This is a genomic window from uncultured Merdimonas sp. (assembly GCF_963929015.1).
Taxonomy (GTDB): domain Bacteria; phylum Bacillota; class Clostridia; order Lachnospirales; family Lachnospiraceae; genus Merdimonas.
Map to the genome: position 1 here is coordinate 1 of NZ_CAWVHE010000017.1, position 15,621 is coordinate 15,621.

Annotated in this window: 13 protein-coding genes, 1 tRNA gene and 1 pseudogene; 3 read left to right on the top strand and 12 right to left on the bottom strand. The window is 48.1% G+C overall.

Going from position 1 to position 15,621, the window contains the following annotated elements; genetic code table 11:
- A pseudogene (locus ABGT54_RS10905) lies at positions 1-555 on the top strand (permease); the annotation flags it as partial.
- Between the two features lie 63 nt (positions 556-618).
- Here ABGT54_RS10905 and ABGT54_RS10910 read toward each other — a convergent pair.
- From ABGT54_RS10910 to ABGT54_RS10945, 8 genes are all read right to left on the bottom strand, one after another.
- Positions 619-1,290: a YcxB family protein gene (locus ABGT54_RS10910; RefSeq protein WP_346664115.1), complete on the bottom strand. Its 672-nt coding sequence runs from the start codon at positions 1,288-1,290 to the stop codon at positions 619-621.
- A 521-nt stretch (positions 1,291-1,811) separates the two neighbouring features.
- Positions 1,812-2,294 (bottom strand): glycine/sarcosine/betaine reductase component B subunit, encoded by a 483-nt coding sequence (locus ABGT54_RS10915; protein WP_204908369.1) that lies wholly within the window; start codon positions 2,292-2,294, stop codon positions 1,812-1,814.
- Between the two features lie 12 nt (positions 2,295-2,306).
- Positions 2,307-3,074 (bottom strand): proline reductase cluster protein PrdD, encoded by a 768-nt coding sequence (gene prdD, locus ABGT54_RS10920; RefSeq protein WP_204908368.1) that lies wholly within the window; start codon positions 3,072-3,074, stop codon positions 2,307-2,309.
- A gap of 67 nt (positions 3,075-3,141) precedes the next feature.
- Positions 3,142-3,867, bottom strand: a complete 726-nt coding sequence (prdB, locus tag ABGT54_RS10925; RefSeq protein ID WP_277236930.1) for a D-proline reductase (dithiol) protein PrdB — start codon at positions 3,865-3,867, stop codon at positions 3,142-3,144.
- Positions 3,868-3,869: 2 nt separating this feature from the next.
- Positions 3,870-4,166 (bottom strand): CBO2463/CBO2479 domain-containing protein, encoded by a 297-nt coding sequence (locus tag ABGT54_RS10930; RefSeq protein WP_083262817.1) that lies wholly within the window; start codon positions 4,164-4,166, stop codon positions 3,870-3,872.
- Between the two features lie 16 nt (positions 4,167-4,182).
- The gene (gene prdA / locus ABGT54_RS10935) at positions 4,183-6,039 is read right to left on the bottom strand and encodes a D-proline reductase (dithiol) proprotein PrdA (RefSeq protein WP_346664116.1); all 1,857 of its coding nucleotides are present in this window, start codon (positions 6,037-6,039) and stop codon (positions 4,183-4,185) included.
- Between the two features lie 155 nt (positions 6,040-6,194).
- Positions 6,195-7,595 (bottom strand): proline reductase-associated electron transfer protein PrdC, encoded by a 1,401-nt coding sequence (locus ABGT54_RS10940; RefSeq protein WP_204908364.1) that lies wholly within the window; start codon positions 7,593-7,595, stop codon positions 6,195-6,197.
- Between the two features lie 137 nt (positions 7,596-7,732).
- A tRNA-Sec gene (locus tag ABGT54_RS10945) sits at positions 7,733-7,830 on the bottom strand.
- A gap of 297 nt (positions 7,831-8,127) precedes the next feature.
- Here ABGT54_RS10945 and ABGT54_RS10950 point away from each other — a divergent pair.
- Together ABGT54_RS10950 and ABGT54_RS10955 are read left to right on the top strand one after the other, a co-directional pair.
- Positions 8,128-9,162 (top strand): proline racemase family protein, encoded by a 1,035-nt coding sequence (locus ABGT54_RS10950; RefSeq protein ID WP_204908363.1) that lies wholly within the window; start codon positions 8,128-8,130, stop codon positions 9,160-9,162.
- A 110-nt stretch (positions 9,163-9,272) separates the two neighbouring features.
- Entirely contained in the window at positions 9,273-9,860 is a 588-nt protein-coding gene (locus tag ABGT54_RS10955; protein WP_346664117.1) for a TetR/AcrR family transcriptional regulator, read from the top strand.
- A 50-nt stretch (positions 9,861-9,910) separates the two neighbouring features.
- On the opposite strand, the gene ABGT54_RS10960 is transcribed toward ABGT54_RS10955, so the two are convergent.
- From ABGT54_RS10960 to ABGT54_RS10975, 4 genes are all read right to left on the bottom strand, one after another.
- Positions 9,911-10,639 (bottom strand): LytTR family DNA-binding domain-containing protein, encoded by a 729-nt coding sequence (locus ABGT54_RS10960; protein WP_346664118.1) that lies wholly within the window; start codon positions 10,637-10,639, stop codon positions 9,911-9,913.
- On the bottom strand, positions 10,620-12,428 hold the full coding sequence (locus ABGT54_RS10965; protein WP_346664119.1) for a LytS/YhcK type 5TM receptor domain-containing protein: 1,809 nt from the start codon (positions 12,426-12,428) through the stop codon (positions 10,620-10,622). The genes ABGT54_RS10960 and ABGT54_RS10965 overlap by 20 nt, the downstream gene beginning before the upstream one ends.
- Before the next feature lie 165 nt (positions 12,429-12,593).
- Positions 12,594-13,844 carry a dicarboxylate/amino acid:cation symporter gene (locus ABGT54_RS10970; RefSeq protein WP_204908359.1) on the bottom strand — a complete coding sequence of 417 codons (1,251 nt, stop codon included), beginning with the start codon at positions 13,842-13,844 and terminating at the stop codon, positions 12,594-12,596.
- 219 nt (positions 13,845-14,063) lie between these two features.
- Positions 14,064-15,621: M64 family metallopeptidase (locus tag ABGT54_RS10975; protein ID WP_346664120.1), on the bottom strand; the 1,558-nt coding region annotated here is incomplete at its 5' end.

Sequence of the window (15,621 nt, forward strand, 5' to 3'; positions counted from 1 at the left end):
ATGATCGTAGCTTCTGTAGTTGGATCTTTCGTAATGGCTGACATCGTAACCAAGTTCGACCGTAAGAAAGTTCGTTACGCGCTGTTCATAGGTCTCTTTATCCTGGCTACTGTAATCCTGATGAAGGTTATGGCCATCGGACCGTTCGGTACAGTTGGTACAGAGCTTGGACTTCGCGGCGTGAAACTCGTGATCGCTGTTGTCGGCAACTTTGTATTCGGCGCTCTGATGAGTATCGGTGTAGGTCTTTACGCTCCTTGTATGGCTATGGTTCTTGCACTTGGTATGGATGCCGGATGTGCATTCCCGGCTATGATGGGATCCTGTGCATACCTGATGGCATTTGGTAATGGCCCGAAATTCATCGCTCAGGGAAGATACGACATGGTTGCTTGCTGGACACAGGCAATCTTCGGAGCAATCGGTGTTTACTGTGCATACGCTTTCGTTTCCAGCTTACCGCTGGAGACCCTTACAAAGGTTATCGCAGTCATCGTTTACATCACCGCTTTCCTGTATCTGCACGATGCGATCAAGAAAGGGTCTGCTGCTTAATCCTACAGCACACATAATAAAATACAGAAATGAATCAAGGGAGTTCGTATGATACGAACTCCCTTACTTTTTCCCTTTTTGATTCCGGTCCCGTTCACGTGCTTCCATCTGCAGGTAGGTGATCCGGTTCTTCGTCTGTGTCAGGAAATCCTTCCACCGGTTCACAAGCCCCAGCGGCTTCCACCGGTAATCCGCTCCGCTCTTATCCAGCAGGAACTCCCGGAAGTCTTCTGCGCTTCCTTCCTCAAAACGGTCTTTTGGCAGAATCAGAAGATCGTCTTCATTCATCCCCACATAAAAGGTCTTCTCGTCTTCCCAGACCCTGTACACAGCCTTGTAGAATCCCATATTCTCTTCCTGTCCGTCCCTGACTGCCCGGATGCCGGCGTTTCCGAAATAATAGGTGATCTCTTCGTTTTCTTTGACCTCCGGATTATTTCTCATCATGGAAAGCGTCAGGTACTGGCGGAACAGCCCGGTCAGGATCAGCAGGGCGCCTACCCCGTAGCTGACGATCACTCCCGGCATCGCCAGGTTTTCCACCAGCGTCGGAACCAGCGCCAGAAGGATTCCTGTAACCACCAGATTAAACGTGACCCTCGGATGGCTGACACGGTTCTGGAATTTGATAAATGTCATCATCAGCGCCGTATCTCTTCGCACATGCACCCGGTAATAATTCTCTGCGCGGATCCGCCGTTTCCTGTATTTGTTGATTGTCCATCTGCCTCTCATTATCCTCCGTCTCTAGTATTGCACCTTTCGCAGATCTGCCGGTGCATATCATGGTTATTGTACCATATCTTCCTCTTTTTTCCTACTATTAATTCAAAAACTGCCCTTGTATACGTTACTGCGTTAAACTGCTACCAGTCCGCTTCGTTAAAGTGTACAGATTTTTGCATAAATATGTAATTTTACTACCCAATATATACAAAATTATTTTTTCTCCACGCATCGCCTTGACAGTAAAAAAAACGGGTGGGTATATTTATACCATCTTAAACAGCACACCCGTTTAAGATATGATTTCGGTTGTATTTGCAGTTTAGCCTGAGCCGATCATTTCCCCCAAAAGTGATCCTGCAAGGGTAAACTCCAATTGATATATACATCTCTTAATCCAAGAGAAGCATTCCCCAGCTTTGTATATGAAACAAAACTGCAATGCAACGAGGAAAACCTCTCAATGACATACCAAAAAGAAAGGGCACGACATTTCGGATGTCGTGCCTTTTCTTTATCTGATCTGTGATCTACTGATTTCTCTTCTGTTCCATCTGGCGCATCTTCAGCTTCAGAAGGGCTTTTGCCTTCAGGCAGTCCAGTTCTACCATGTTATTTTCTCCTACGACATTGGTCTCTGTACCGTCCTCGCTCTTGTTGATGTCGATGATGCCGTCCAGATAATCGTTGACTACCACAAACTGTGCCACCGTACCGCTGAAATTCAGGCCTGTCACCGGAATCCCGCGGATCCCCAGCTGTTCGCAGGTATTTGTGTAATCCACGTCGCTGTTGCCCCATCCGTCAGAGGAAAGGATCACACCGTCCGCACGCATAGCTTCTGCCCATACGGCGGTTCTGGTGCCCACCAGCAGCTTATCTTTATTATCATCCGGCGTTCCCACAATGATAATACCCATCAGGTCCAGGTCCGTATCAGCAGCCACTACTTCCAGCAGCGGATCCCGGAAATGATGCAATGTCGTTTCTTTTGTCGATGGTCCAATACCCATATCTTACACCTCCTACTGCATAGAGCGGATAATACCGTCTCTGTACTCATTCGGAGTGATCAGGATCGGCATATTGCCCATATCTATGATTGAACGTCCTCCTTCAACACCAGACGGCTCATTTGAGAACAGGTGGGTGTCATACATCGCACCCTGTCCGGCCACCTGTCTTACAATCAGGACACGTTTCTTTCCAGGTCTTACGATATCATGATATTCATGACGCTCCGTACATTTTTCGCCTTTGAACTTCTTCAGTTTCTCACGGTAGGTCTGGATAAACTCATCGCAGACGCGGTGTGCCGCTGTGGGACCCGGCCGTTCCTGTCCCATACCCGCCGCCAGTGTCACGTCAAAGGAAATGATATAATCATTGTCCCCCGGTGTTCCCGCGCGGTTCAGATACAGCTGATCCTTCAGATTTCCTTCAGAGGAGCCAAATTCATGGCACTGTTTTCCGTTTACGTCCACGCCTGTCAGCATGACGTACACGCCTGTGATCGTATGTGTGATGCCCTCGCCCAGTTTTCCCAGCACCTTTGTGGAGATCGGGATGATATCCATGATGGTATTGGTCCACCGGTCATGGTCGCCTGGTTTAATGATCTGAATATCGATCTTTTCAATATGTTCTTCTTTGGCAACAAGCTCATCCAGCATTTCTTTGCTGACTGTCATATGTCCGTCCACGGTAATATCATTATGCTCGCCAAATTCCACATCTGTCATATGGAAAGCCTTGATCACGAGACGTCTCAAATCGATTTCTTTTTCTGCCAAATCGTTCACCTCCTGCTTTTATAAAAGAAGGGCAGATGAAGATCATCTGCCCTTTCCAAACATTTCCTTAGATCTTAGCTACATACTCATACGGCAGCGGTACGATAGTTCCAGGAGTCTGGATCTTGATCAGCTGCTCAAGAGTTGCTTTTACGATCTGTGTCTGCTGTTCAACATTGTGCGGTCCACCAGCGTTAGCTCCCATAGGAACCAGCGGAGCAACTGCACGAGGAGTACCGGTCTGACGAACAACCGGAGGAAGAGCTGCAATGATAATAGTAGGAATTCCAGCTTCTTCAATCGCTCTCTGCACCAATACTGCAGAGCGGTGGCAGGTTCCTCAGCCAGCGGTGAGGATGACTGCGTCTACGTCCTCTTCTTTGAACATCTGTGCGATAGCCGGTCCAGTTTCACCTTTGAATTTCTCCTGGTTTCCGCCACCGCCCATGAATCCGGCGTGTACCGGTGCGCAGGCTCTGATGAAGCCTTCTGCAGCCAGCTCATGGATTCTGTCGATCGGGAACATACAGTTGATGTCTTTGTTAACATCACTGTTATCATATCCGCCGTGGGATACCATCAGTTCACTTGATGGTGTGGTGTTTTCAATTTTTCTCCAGGTGAAGTCACCAGCAAGATTGAATCTTTCCTGGGATTTCTTATGAACACCTGCTGCTGTCGCAAGAGCGATAGACATGTCTTTCAGCTCTTTTGTTACAGGAGTCCATACTGCCGGCGGAGTAATAGGTACGAAGATTTCTGATTGTAAACCTTTAACAACCGTTAAACTCATTTTTAGACCTCCTTATTATCCAAACGAGTGCGCATTTCTTCTTGTTTGCGCCGTTCTTTTTCGATATTGCTGACATATTTCTCATTTATTTCCGGTCCAAGCTGCTCCGGAAAGCTCATGTTCCATCCGATCTCCTGGCCTACTTTCGGCTCTGTGTCACAGATGAACATCCGCTTCGGCGCTTTGAAGAACCCCAGGCGTCCTTTCAGGTCGACGCTGATACTGCAGTCGTCAACATCTACTACAACGCCTTCCATATAAATGATCTTGTCACCATAATGCAATCGTTCGTTATTCATGTAACTGCCTTCTTAATTAGTCGTATTTTTCCTTACGCTTCTGGCTCATCGGCAGAGACTGCTCGTTCTCAACAAGCTCAACCTTCTTGCCGTAAGCAGCTTCGATCAGCTCTACGTTGGTAGATTTTACGTTCGGATTCCACTTCTTCTCAGCAGCCTTTACTTCTTCTCCAGCCATAGCTGTCTTCAGCATAGCCAGTGCACGGATCGCATCCTCTTCGCAAAGGGTGTTGCAGCCAAGAACCTCGTTCTCGATACCGGACTCGGACTTGTTGTTGTCAACCATGTAGGTCATGTACTTGTTACCAACAACCAGCGCGCCCTGTACTGCACAGTAGGACATACCTACTACCGGAACTCCTCTCATACCGATCTGCTCGATATGGCTTGCGAAGTCGATGTGGTTGTTTCCGAAACCTTCTGTTGTAACGAAAGCTCCGTCTACGTCCATCATCTCTACAGTGTGTCCGACACGTTTGGATACATAGAATTTCTCAGCGTTGATCTGCGGGCTTCCTACGAATACAACGCCGCAAAGGTCAACTTCCGGATCATGCAGAGCTTCCAGAACCAGAGGCTCTCTCCAGTAATGTCTGGACATTTCCTTGGAAGCAGGTCCGATACAGGTCAGAGCATGGATACATCCATCCAGAACCTCCAGCGGAGATACGCATACCGGAACATTTCCTAAGTCTACGTTTGCTCTTGCGCCAAGGATTCCTACAGGCTCTACAGGAAGGATGAAGTTATCATGCATAGCTCCCTGTCCCATGATCTCCTTAACGATAACAACTTTCTTCTTGCCAGGACGACGAACCTGTTTCAGTTCCTCTGTATCAACTACCAGGCTCTCATCCAGTTCTTTCATCACTTCACGGATCTCCTGAGTGATCACATCAAAAGCGGTGTGGGCAGCCATAGGTCCACGACGCTCCATGTTGGTCTTCTCCTGGATCACGATGTTACCTTTGATAAAGATCTCGCCTTTATCCGGGCAGCTCGGACGGTTCCACATAATGTTCTCATCCAGGTATCCTTCGGAAGAACCGAACTCACCGATCTGAACTCCATCCTCGTCTGTACCGGTCAGCATCATTACAACGCCGTCCAGAACTCTTGTTACACCTGTACCAAGGTCAGCGTCGCCTTCTTTTGTAGCGATCGGCTGAACGTCCATGATGGTCTCAGAATAGGTGTGATAGTTCTCAGGAGTGATGATCTCCAGGTGGAAATCTTTAACCAGTTCCTGATTGTCGATAACTTCCTGCTCAATGCCTTCACGGATGTAAAGAGTAGTTCCCTCGATCTTGGTCTCAGGTCCTCTCTTAACTTCTGTGATGTTGAAGTGCTTTCTTGTCAGGCTTCTTACGACTTTCTCCTCGCCAGCTTCTGCTGCCGGTGCTGCTGCGCCTGCTGCAACTTCAGCGCCAGCCGGTACCGGAACTGCTGCTGCGCCGCCTGCTCCAAGTGCTCCAACCGGGATCTCAAGGTCGATATCCTTTCCTTCTCCGATGTGGATCTTAAGAACTCCGCCTGCTGCCGGTGCTGCCGGTGCAACCGGTGCCGGTGCTGCAGGAGCCTCCGGAGCTGCTTCCTCTTCTTCCTCTGCCGGTGCGCTCGGTGCTTTTACTCCGTCCAGTACATCTGCTGTTAACGGGCAAAGAGAATCACAAGTTTTTGTAAGCTTTGCTCCCAAAACTTCTTCGATGGTAAGGCATCCATCGAGGCTTAATAATCCTGAATCTACCAAATCATCAAAGATCGCCGGATCTTCCAGATTCGCAGGTTCAATTGTGATGCCAGCTTCGGCTCTGCAGCAAAGAACCGCAGGATCATGTGCATGAGCTTTCGCTGTTTCAGCTGTGATTGACATATTGTTTTCCCTCCTTGTTAGGTTTGCTTAAGTCCACCCTTCCGGGCTTTGTTTGTATATAACAGCCGCAGGACCGCCGGGGAGTCCTCTCTTTCTCCCTGGACAAAAGAATCGGGGGCCTTTCATCCTGGCTGCCCGCGACAGCAATACCGATATTAGAAATCGATGTCCTGACTAACCTCTTTGGAAATCTTCAGTGTTCTGTAAAGAGGATGTCCCACTGCTCTCATAACGTGGTCTGTCTGATGGAATACCTTCAGTCCCATCTTCGGACCGGATGCCATAACTGTGTTGGAGCAGTCTGAGCAGTTTCCGATAATGATGTATTCACATTTATCTTTCTTAAACTGCAGGTTGTTCTTTACCTGTCCCGGACAGTTTCCAGGACGCAGGCACTTGAGCGGTGCGCCCGGCTTGCTCTCGATCGCCTGTTTACATCTGCATACAGATACGACCTTGCCGTTCATCTTCTCTGCGATCTCGCGCATACGGTCTTCGCTTCCGCCGCATGCACAGACTAAGAGTCCTACGTTTGCGCCGTGAAGATCCGGGAACTCTACGCTCACCAGGATACCGCCTGTCGTCTTGGTGATCGGCTCTTCTACTGTAGTGGACTTGCCTGTAAAGGCTCCGCCCATTACGATCTCGCCGTATTTTCCATCAATGCCGCCGGCCTTTTCAATCAGTTCGCCGACGCTTACGCCTACCGGCACGTCCATGAATACATGTGCTGCATTTCCGCCGTTTAATTTTCCGCGTACTGTCAGGTTCTTGGTGATGCAGGGCTTCTTCTCATCGATCGCCTCTGCTACCTTGGCTGCGGTCTCCAGATTCACAACTACAGATCTTGCTGCAGAAGGAAGCTGTGTCGGCAGAAGGTTGACACCCAGACATTCTCTTACTACCGCACGCTCCTCGCCCATCGGGTAGATGTCTGCCAGGAAGTGCATGGAGATGTCTGCCTCGTCTTTCAGCGCTGCCTCCAGATGCTTGATCGCGTCGTGATGTTTCTTCTTAATAGCAAAGATCGCTTTGTCTGCATGAGTCATCTCCATACAGTATTTCACGCCGCGGATTACTTTATCCGTCTGCTCAACCAGCTGCTTGATGTTATGCTCCAGTCCCGGCTCGCACTCAGCTGCATTTACCAGGATATAGCTGTGCTCCAGTTTGAAATCAGCCGGCAGTTCCGGGTTAATCTCCGGATCCAGCTCTGCAAGCGGTGTCTCCGCAAGGTTGATGTTAAGCTTTACACCGGTGGGGAATCCTGCTCCGCCCATGCCGACGATACCTGCAGCCTTCACCATGTCCAGCTTGCTGGCATCTTCCGGAACATCGATCGGAACAAATTCATCCGGCTGCTCTGCAGCAGGCTCAATGATGATCCTGTCGTCGGTGATCTCTGTGACCTTGCCATAGACACTGGAGAAAATATTTGCTCCAAGTCCTGTGGGGGTCGCGATGAGTGTACCTTTTTTTACGTCCGCCCCAACCTCAACACAGGGTGCACATGGCGCACCAACGTGCTGACGCAATAAAATTTGTACATTTCCCATGACACATATCTCCTTTTTCTTTTTTATAAGTAAAAACGAAACTTCACAGTCTCCTTACTTATTCCACAACATCTTGTTTTATAAAAATTATCTATAGGAACATCTTGCTATTTTTTTAACAGCAAAAAGGTCTTTTCTGGCGAGGGCATGTGGGAATCGAACCCACCCGGGACGCTCTTAACGCCCCACACTAGTTTTGAAGACTAGGAGGCACACCAGTCACCCATCTACCCCCATCTATGCCCAAATACCATAACACAAATTCTCGCAGATTTCAACACTTTTGTTCATTTTTATAATAGCAAAAAAGCATTGACTTTTCAACCTCTTTCCCCCATAATAAAACTAAAGAACTGAACGCGGTACTAGAACGCAGTCTATTTGTTAAAAAACTATCGTTCTGGCCCTTTAAAATCCACAAAGGAAAAAGACACAAGAAAAACCAGGGGAGGTTTTTTACGTGTTTTTATAAAACCTTATAGTTTTTTTCTATAAGTAACTTCATGAAAAATATTTAAGGAGGGACATTATTATGAAGTTAGAAGCAAAGGTTAATTTTGACCGCTTTGAGGCAGCTCTTCAGGTTGTTGACGCACATACTGAAGGCGAGTTCTGCCGTATGGTCATCGGAGGTTTCCCGGAGCCAGAAGGAAGCACCATGATCGAGAAGAAAAAATGGATGGAGAAAAACTACGACAATGTTCGTACCGCTCTGATGTTTGAGCCAAGAGGACATCACGATATGTTCGGCGCTTTTCTCTGCGAGCCTGTTAATAAGGAAGCAGACTTCGGCGTAATGTTCATGGACACAGGCGGATACCTGAACATGTGCGGACACTGCACCATCGGCGCTGTTACCGTTGCGATCGAGGCTGGTCTGGTAGAGTCTCATGAAGGAGAGAACGAAGTAGTTCTTGACGCTCCTGCAGGACTGATCCGCACCAAGGCTATCGTAAAAGACGGCAAGGTTGAAAGCGTAACTCTTACCAATGTACCGGCATTCGTATACAAAGAGAACCAGAGCGTGACCATCGACGGAAAAGAGATCAAATTCACCATTTCCTTCGGCGGAAGCTTCTTCGCACTGGTAGACACCACACAGCTTGACATCGGCGAGATCAACGCCAAGAGTGTTCCGGCTTACCAGAAACTTGGTATGCAGATCCTGGACGCTATCAGCAAAGAGATCCCGGTAAAACATCCGCTGCTTGACATTGACAGCGTAGACCTTGTTGAGTTCTACGGACCGACTCCGAACCCGGACAAGGCAGATCTTAGAAACGTAGTTATCTTCGGCGACGCTATGGCTGACCGTTCTCCGTGCGGAACCGGTACCAGCGCAAAACTTGCTACCCTGCATCACTGGGGAGAGATCAAAGTTGGCGAAGAGTTCCGTTATGAGAGCTTTATGGGAAGCATCTTCAAAGGTGTGATCAAAGAGACCACAAAGGTTGCTGACTATGACGCAGTAATCCCGATGATCACAGGAAGCGCTTACCTGACAGGTGTTGCTACCTACCTGATCGATCCGACCGATCCGTTGAAATATGGTTTCCAGGTAGGCTAATCTTCTGATCAGCACACAGACTTGTATAAAACAGCTTAGAAACAGGAGCGGATCAGGACTACTGATCCGCCCCTGCTTTTTATTTTTATCCGAAAGAGGTGACGACCGGGATGCCGAGAAAAAGAATCTCTACCAAGAGTAGGATCGTAAAGGCTGCATGGAATCTTTTCTACAAAAAAGGATACGAACAGACAACCGTGGAAGATATCATCAATGCATCCAGGACCTCCAAGGGAACCTTTTACCACTATTTTAAAGGAAAAGAATCCCTGCTGAACTCGTTGTCCTACTTGTTTGACGAAAAGTACGAGGAGCTCTCCGCTTCTATTGATCCGGATATGTCCGCCTATGATAAGCTTCTCCACCTGAATCACGAGTTGTTTTACATGATCGAAACCAGTGTGGACATCAGCCTTCTGGCATTTCTCTATTCTTCCCAGCTGGTGACAAAGGACAAAAAATCGCTGGCCGACAGCAAGCGTTTTTATTTCAAATGGATCACCGAGATCCTGGAAGACGGCTTAAAAAGCGGTGAGTTTAAAAACACCAGTACTGCGAAAGAACTGATGAAGATCTACGCCATGTATGAGCGGGCCATCCTCTATGACTGGGCGCTGTACCGGGGAAAATATTCCCTCTGCGAATATAGCGACAGGCTTTTGCCTCATGTCCTCGATACCTTTGTAAACGGCATATAAAAACGCTGTATCCCGAAAAGCCGGCATACAGCGTTTTCTATTTTATTCACTTACCAGCCCATCCGGCTTCTCAGTATCTTCGTCTTTTCTCGTCCGACAGGGATGACCGTCCCTTCATAGCCTTCCATTTTCAGTCCCAGACTGTTATTTCCCCAGGGAAATACTTCCTTGACTTTTTCCAGATTGATCAGATAGCTTTTATGGCAGCGGAAAAAGGAGACATTTTCCAGGCTCTCCAGACGTTTCTCAAAATCGCCGATCCCCCGGCTGTCATAATATTCCCTGCCGGCCGCATGAATGAGGCATCCCCGGCGGCAGGTCTCCAGAAACACCAGATCCTTTGCATTTTCAAAGATGGTTTTTCCTTCTGTATTGATGGCGATCTTCTTTGGATGCGGCTTTTCTCTTTTTTCGTCCGGAGCATCGGAGGACAGGCAGCGGGAAAGAACTTTCCGGATCCTCTCTTTTTCGTAAGGTTTAAGCACATAGTCGTCCACTCCCAGTTCAAATGCCGTCACTGCATACTCGGAATAAGCCGTCACGAAGATAATGCCCGCCTCGGGCTGCATCGACCGGATGGCCTGCACCAGATCAGTCCCGCTGATGTCTCCCAGATTGATGTCCAGGAAAAACAGGTCATATTTTCCTTCTCCTGCAAGTCCAAGCGCCGCGGCGCCGGAATCGCCTTCTGCAAAGTCCACGTCTCCCAGCAGTTCCCGCAGCTGCCAGATCAATTCGCCTCTGGCCGGTCTCTCGTCATCAATTACCGCTATTCTCACGTTCTTTCTCCTCTTCCTTTTCCTTTAAAAACCTTAACGTAACACAACTTCCTTCCGGGGAACTTACAATATCAAGCCCAAGGGATTCCCCGTAAGCCTTCTTCATCCTCTGGTTTACATTCCGAAGACCGATACTTCCCCCAAAAGGCTCATTTTTCTTAAGTTTGTCCAGCACCTCCTGAGGAAATCCTCTGCCCTGATCCCGGATAGATACCTGATACGCTTCCTCTGTTTCCTGCACGCTGATATGAACCCGGCGCCTTCCGTCCGGGCTGATCCCGTAGCGGACCGCATTTTCTACCAGCGGCTGCAGGATCAGGGTCGGGATCCGGATATCCATCTGCTCCGGCAGATCATAGGAAACCTCCAGCTTATCTTCAAAGCGGGCTTTTTCAATCTCCAGATAATTGCGGACATGCTCCAGCTCTCCTGCCATAGGCACCATATATTTTCCTTCATTCAGATTGTAGCGGAAATAATTTGCAAGGGTGATCAGGAGCTCCCGGGCTCTGTCCGCATTTTCCCTGCACACGTAGGAAATCGTATTGAGGGCATTGAAAAGAAAATGCGGGTTCACCTGGAACTGCAGCGCCTTGAACTCTGCCTGCTGGCGGAGAAGCCTCTGCCGCTCCAGTTCCGACATGGCAATCTGGGCGGATGCGATCTGTACCAGGTTCTGCAGAAGTTCCACATCGCTCTGGCGGAAAACCCACTGTCTTTTCGTCCACACGATCAGACAGCCGATGGCCTCCTTTTCAATCGTAAAGGGCGCCGCGATCATGGAATACTCCCGCATCCATTCGTACCAGGCGCTGGATTTTGGCACCTTGTAGGCGATTTCCAGTTCCCCCTTCTTCATGGCGGCAAGCCCGATCTCCGGGATACCGTCCAGATCCGGAAGCTCCGGCAGGCCTTCTTCCTGCGCTCTGCCCGGGGATTTTCCTTTTCTTCCCGGAAGTTCTCCCGGCCAGATGGTTTCCTCCCCGCCGCTGTCATCCGGCTGCTGCTTCCATGCCAGGATCCGCTCCCGGTCCGTCAGGATCACGCCTGTCCAGCCGCTGGCTTCCAGAAGCACCGACACCAGCTCCTTCATATTCGCTTCATCCTCAAGACCGTTGCCAAGAAGCGGGATGCAGCGCCGGCCAAGTTCCGACGCCATCTGCAGCTGACGGCTGCTCTCAATATCCTGCCGGATAAAAATATTGTTGAAACTGGAGATGAAAAGGAGAATACCCGCCGCATTCATCAACGTCATCAGGATTCCGGCCTTTTGCACGGTGGCAAGAGCCAGGGAAAAAGGACTGACCATCCGCAGAATAATCACAAGATCGCAGATCTCCGCAAAGCAGGTCAGGAAAAACAGGTCTCTGTATTTCCATTTTCCACGCTGAAAATACGGGTAGAATCCCCCTCCCAGAAGCCCGAACAGAACCGTGGAGAAGGCGGACGCCATCGCAAAAGCCGCCGGCCCCGCAAAAAAATAGATATAGACCGCCCCGATCATGGAGGCGTACATCCCCACCAGCGGACCGCCAAGGATCCCGGCCGCAATCGCGGCGATCACGCGGGTGTTCATATTGTAGCCGTCCATATCGATCCCTGTGTACACAGACAGAACGATCACCGCGCCAAAGACCACCGACAGAAACACCTGGCCCGCGCCGCTTCGCCGCTCCTGCGAGATAATCGTCTGGATCAGCTGCACCTTCGACAGCAGAGTCGCCACCAGCACAAGCAGCGCAATATTCAAAATCACCTCAAAAAGCAAACTCTCCATGTGAATCCTCATACTTTCCACCCTCCCGGACACACATACCTGGAACTATCATACCACAAATCCCCAGGATGTGGATAATACCTGTGGATAAAATGTGGAAAACATAAATGGGGGACGGGGGATTTCCAGAAATCCCCCGTCCCCCATTTATGTATGATTTGTTAGGAAATGGTTGGCTTATTCGTAAGCGACGGTTTTTTTGTCGTTGTAGACATCCAGATCCAGTTCGCCAAGCTTCTTGGCTACCAGCATGCCTACCATGACATCTACGTCTACGTTCATCAGTGTACGGAACATTCCTGCGAACCAATCTATTCCGATTAGGACTGCGATGCTGTCCATCGGAAGCCCCAGCGAGGATGCCAGGAAGGTGTACACGATCACGGAGCCGCCCGGTACGGAAATGGTTCCCATGCACATCAGGCAGGACAGAAGGATTGCCATTCCCATCTGGTATACCGTCATTTCGATTCCTGTGGACTGTGCCATGAAGAAGATGGCGGTTACATAGCACATGGCTGCGCCGCAGCTGTTCATGGACATGGTAATGGGTCCTGTAAAGTCTGCCACTTTACGGCTGACGCCGAATTTGGTGACTGCGTCTTCCATTTTTGTCTGAAGGCAGATCGCGCCGGATGTGGTGGTGACTGCCATCAGGGACATTTTGCCGAATTTCTTCGGCATCTTAAATGGATTGACGCCACAAAGTACCGCTGTGATCGGTCCGTAGATCAAAAACTGGATCACATCGCCGATCAGGAGCACTCCCAGGAATTTAGCCATCGGGATGATCACTGCAAATCCTGTGGATCCGGCTACGTCTGCCAGCAGGCAGAAGATACCGATCGGGGCAATGTACATAACTGTTTTGATGATATTGGTAATGACTTTATTTAAGCCGATCACCCAGTCTGCCATGTTGCGGTTTCCGCTCTGGCGGGTGTAGGCTCCCATGGCCACGCCAAAGAAGATCGCAAATACGATACACGGCACCATGGATCCATCAGCCATAGATTCCACTACGTTTGTAGGAACAAAGTTCAAAAGGGTATCCTGAAGGGACGCGGCCTCTACTGCCGTCTCTGTTACTTCTTCTGCTCCGGAGAGGTCAATGCCAAGTCCCGGTTTTACCAGCATGGACAAAACCACACCCAGCACAGCGGCGATCGCTGTAAAGAACACGATCCATTTGATCGTATGCACGCCCATCTTTCCGACGTCTTTTCCGTCGCCGCCGCCTACTGCAGCTGCTACAGAAGACATAACCAGAAGCACAACAGACATCTGGATCAGTCTTAAGAAAATGTCTCCGATAAACTTAAGATTCTCTGCCCACGGTCCTATCAGTGCGCCGAATACGATACCTCCGACTGTCGCGATCAGAATCTGCGTGGTCAGAGATATTGAAAATTTCTTTTTCTTTTCCATCTCTCATTCCTTCTTTCTTTTTACTTTTCTTTGCCGTTCCTTTAAGCTATGCTTTATTTTATCTATTTCAATTTGAAAATCAACAGTTTTTGCATAAAAGGGAGTTTTACATGAGGGAAATGTTGTTTTCTATGTGCAAAAAAACGGAGAGACAAATAATATTATTCGCCTCTCCGTTTTTAAAACATTTGGAAATTTTCTATTAAAAATATTTTTATCTTATCTTTTACGCTTTTTCAAAAGCACTGTTCCAACAACTAACATTGATCCAACAAAAAGTATCGAGTAAAGAGCCAAATGATAGGAATCTCCTGTTTTTACCCTGTTCACGTTATTCTTATCTGAAACGATATTTTTATCTGAAACAGGTTTATTTATATTTTGCTGATCATCTGCATCTCCGGGATCTCCTTCCGCCGATCCCCCCGATCCCTCTTCAGTTTTTTCTGGCTGAATCACGTATGTTGTCCACCCTCTGGAAAGTGGAATATTATACGTTGCTCCTTCTACCGTAACTTCCTGTGTCCAGGCTCCTCCTTCCGGAATAAATTCAGCCTGAGCATAATATGTGCCAGCCTTTGAAGGCGCCTCTTTTAGTTGTTCGCCTGGTTGTCCGTTATCATCCGCATAATAAGTCATTTGAAATGCAATATTGGGTATTTCCTTATCTAATACATAAGCATGGAAATAAGATGATAAATCAATCGGTTCTCCGGTTTCTATGAATGTTTCATCATAAGCCCGACTCAATATCGGCGCATAATCTGTCCCATACCAGGTATAGTACAGCGCTTTTAAAAATTCCAGTCTCTGTGCCTCTTTTTCTTCCTCTGTAGAAGCTCTGTATCCTTCCGGCTGTGAAGTAAAGTAATTCAACAACTCGCTTGCCGCATACTCCATTCCTGCTTCATCGGGTGTTGCATACACAGTAAAACGTTTATTTGTAACGGTTGCCCCTTCCTTCACATTTTTATCATTTACAATCACTATAGTCGCTTTGTAATATGAAGTAATCACATTATTTCCTATATACATTGCCCCCTGAGTCGGATAGTCTCCATCTTCTGAAACTATTTTTCCATTCTTGTCATAAGAAAGACGGAAATAACTGTTCTCTGAGGGTACCTTTCCTATTCCCGACTGATCAGAAACCGCTTCCACTGTATGATAATTAAAATACAGATCTGCTTCTTTATATGGCTCTGTATTTCGGAAGTAATCAATATACTGTTTAGCCAATGTTTCAAATTCTTCCTGCTCATCAGCTGTAAATCCCTCTCCGGTAAAAACAATCGTTTTATTATTATAATAAGGCATTGCTCCCGGGTAATCATTCGTATCATGATTTGATATTGTAGTAGACTTAAAAGAAATCTCAAAATCCTGGGCTTTTCTGCTGATAGGGGTTCCTTCTTCATCCCTTACCGTTAAAGTCAACTTATACCGTCCCGGTTTAATAGGAGCTTCATCACTATCATATACACTGGTGATCTCTGCCGCGTAAGGAACCGTACCGGTATAATGTGTCTCTACACTATAGGAACCGTCATAATCCACATCATAACTAACAGTCGCAGGCTGTCCATCATAAACTTTAGATTCGACAGAAAGAGTGATCAAATCCGGAAGTTCTATTGTGTATTCTGCCGTCTGTTGACATGCACTATACGTTTCATTTCCCAGAAACTTCGCTTCAATTGTATACGTACCCGCTTTCGCTGGAATGCCTTCTACAATCTGCCCGTCACCGTCTTTATACGTAACACGCGATCTAGTG

What these genes read in the sequence shown, in the direction of transcription:
- ABGT54_RS10965 (WP_346664119.1), bottom strand. Translation starts at nt 12,428, where the DNA reads ATGAGGATTCACATGGAGAGTTTGCTTTTTGAGGTGATTTTGAATATT.
- ABGT54_RS10950 (WP_204908363.1), top strand. Translation starts at nt 8,128, where the DNA reads ATGAAGTTAGAAGCAAAGGTTAATTTTGACCGCTTTGAGGCAGCTCTT.
- ABGT54_RS10910 (WP_346664115.1), bottom strand. Translation starts at nt 1,290, where the DNA reads ATGAGAGGCAGATGGACAATCAACAAATACAGGAAACGGCGGATCCGC.
- ABGT54_RS10915 (WP_204908369.1), bottom strand. Translation starts at nt 2,294, where the DNA reads ATGGGTATTGGACCATCGACAAAAGAAACGACATTGCATCATTTCCGG.
- prdA (WP_346664116.1), bottom strand. Translation starts at nt 6,039, where the DNA reads ATGTCAATCACAGCTGAAACAGCGAAAGCTCATGCACATGATCCTGCG.
- ABGT54_RS10970 (WP_204908359.1), bottom strand. Translation starts at nt 13,844, where the DNA reads ATGGAAAAGAAAAAGAAATTTTCAATATCTCTGACCACGCAGATTCTG.
- ABGT54_RS10955 (WP_346664117.1), top strand. Translation starts at nt 9,273, where the DNA reads ATGCCGAGAAAAAGAATCTCTACCAAGAGTAGGATCGTAAAGGCTGCA.
- ABGT54_RS10940 (WP_204908364.1), bottom strand. Translation starts at nt 7,595, where the DNA reads ATGGGAAATGTACAAATTTTATTGCGTCAGCACGTTGGTGCGCCATGT.
- ABGT54_RS10930 (WP_083262817.1), bottom strand. Translation starts at nt 4,166, where the DNA reads ATGAATAACGAACGATTGCATTATGGTGACAAGATCATTTATATGGAA.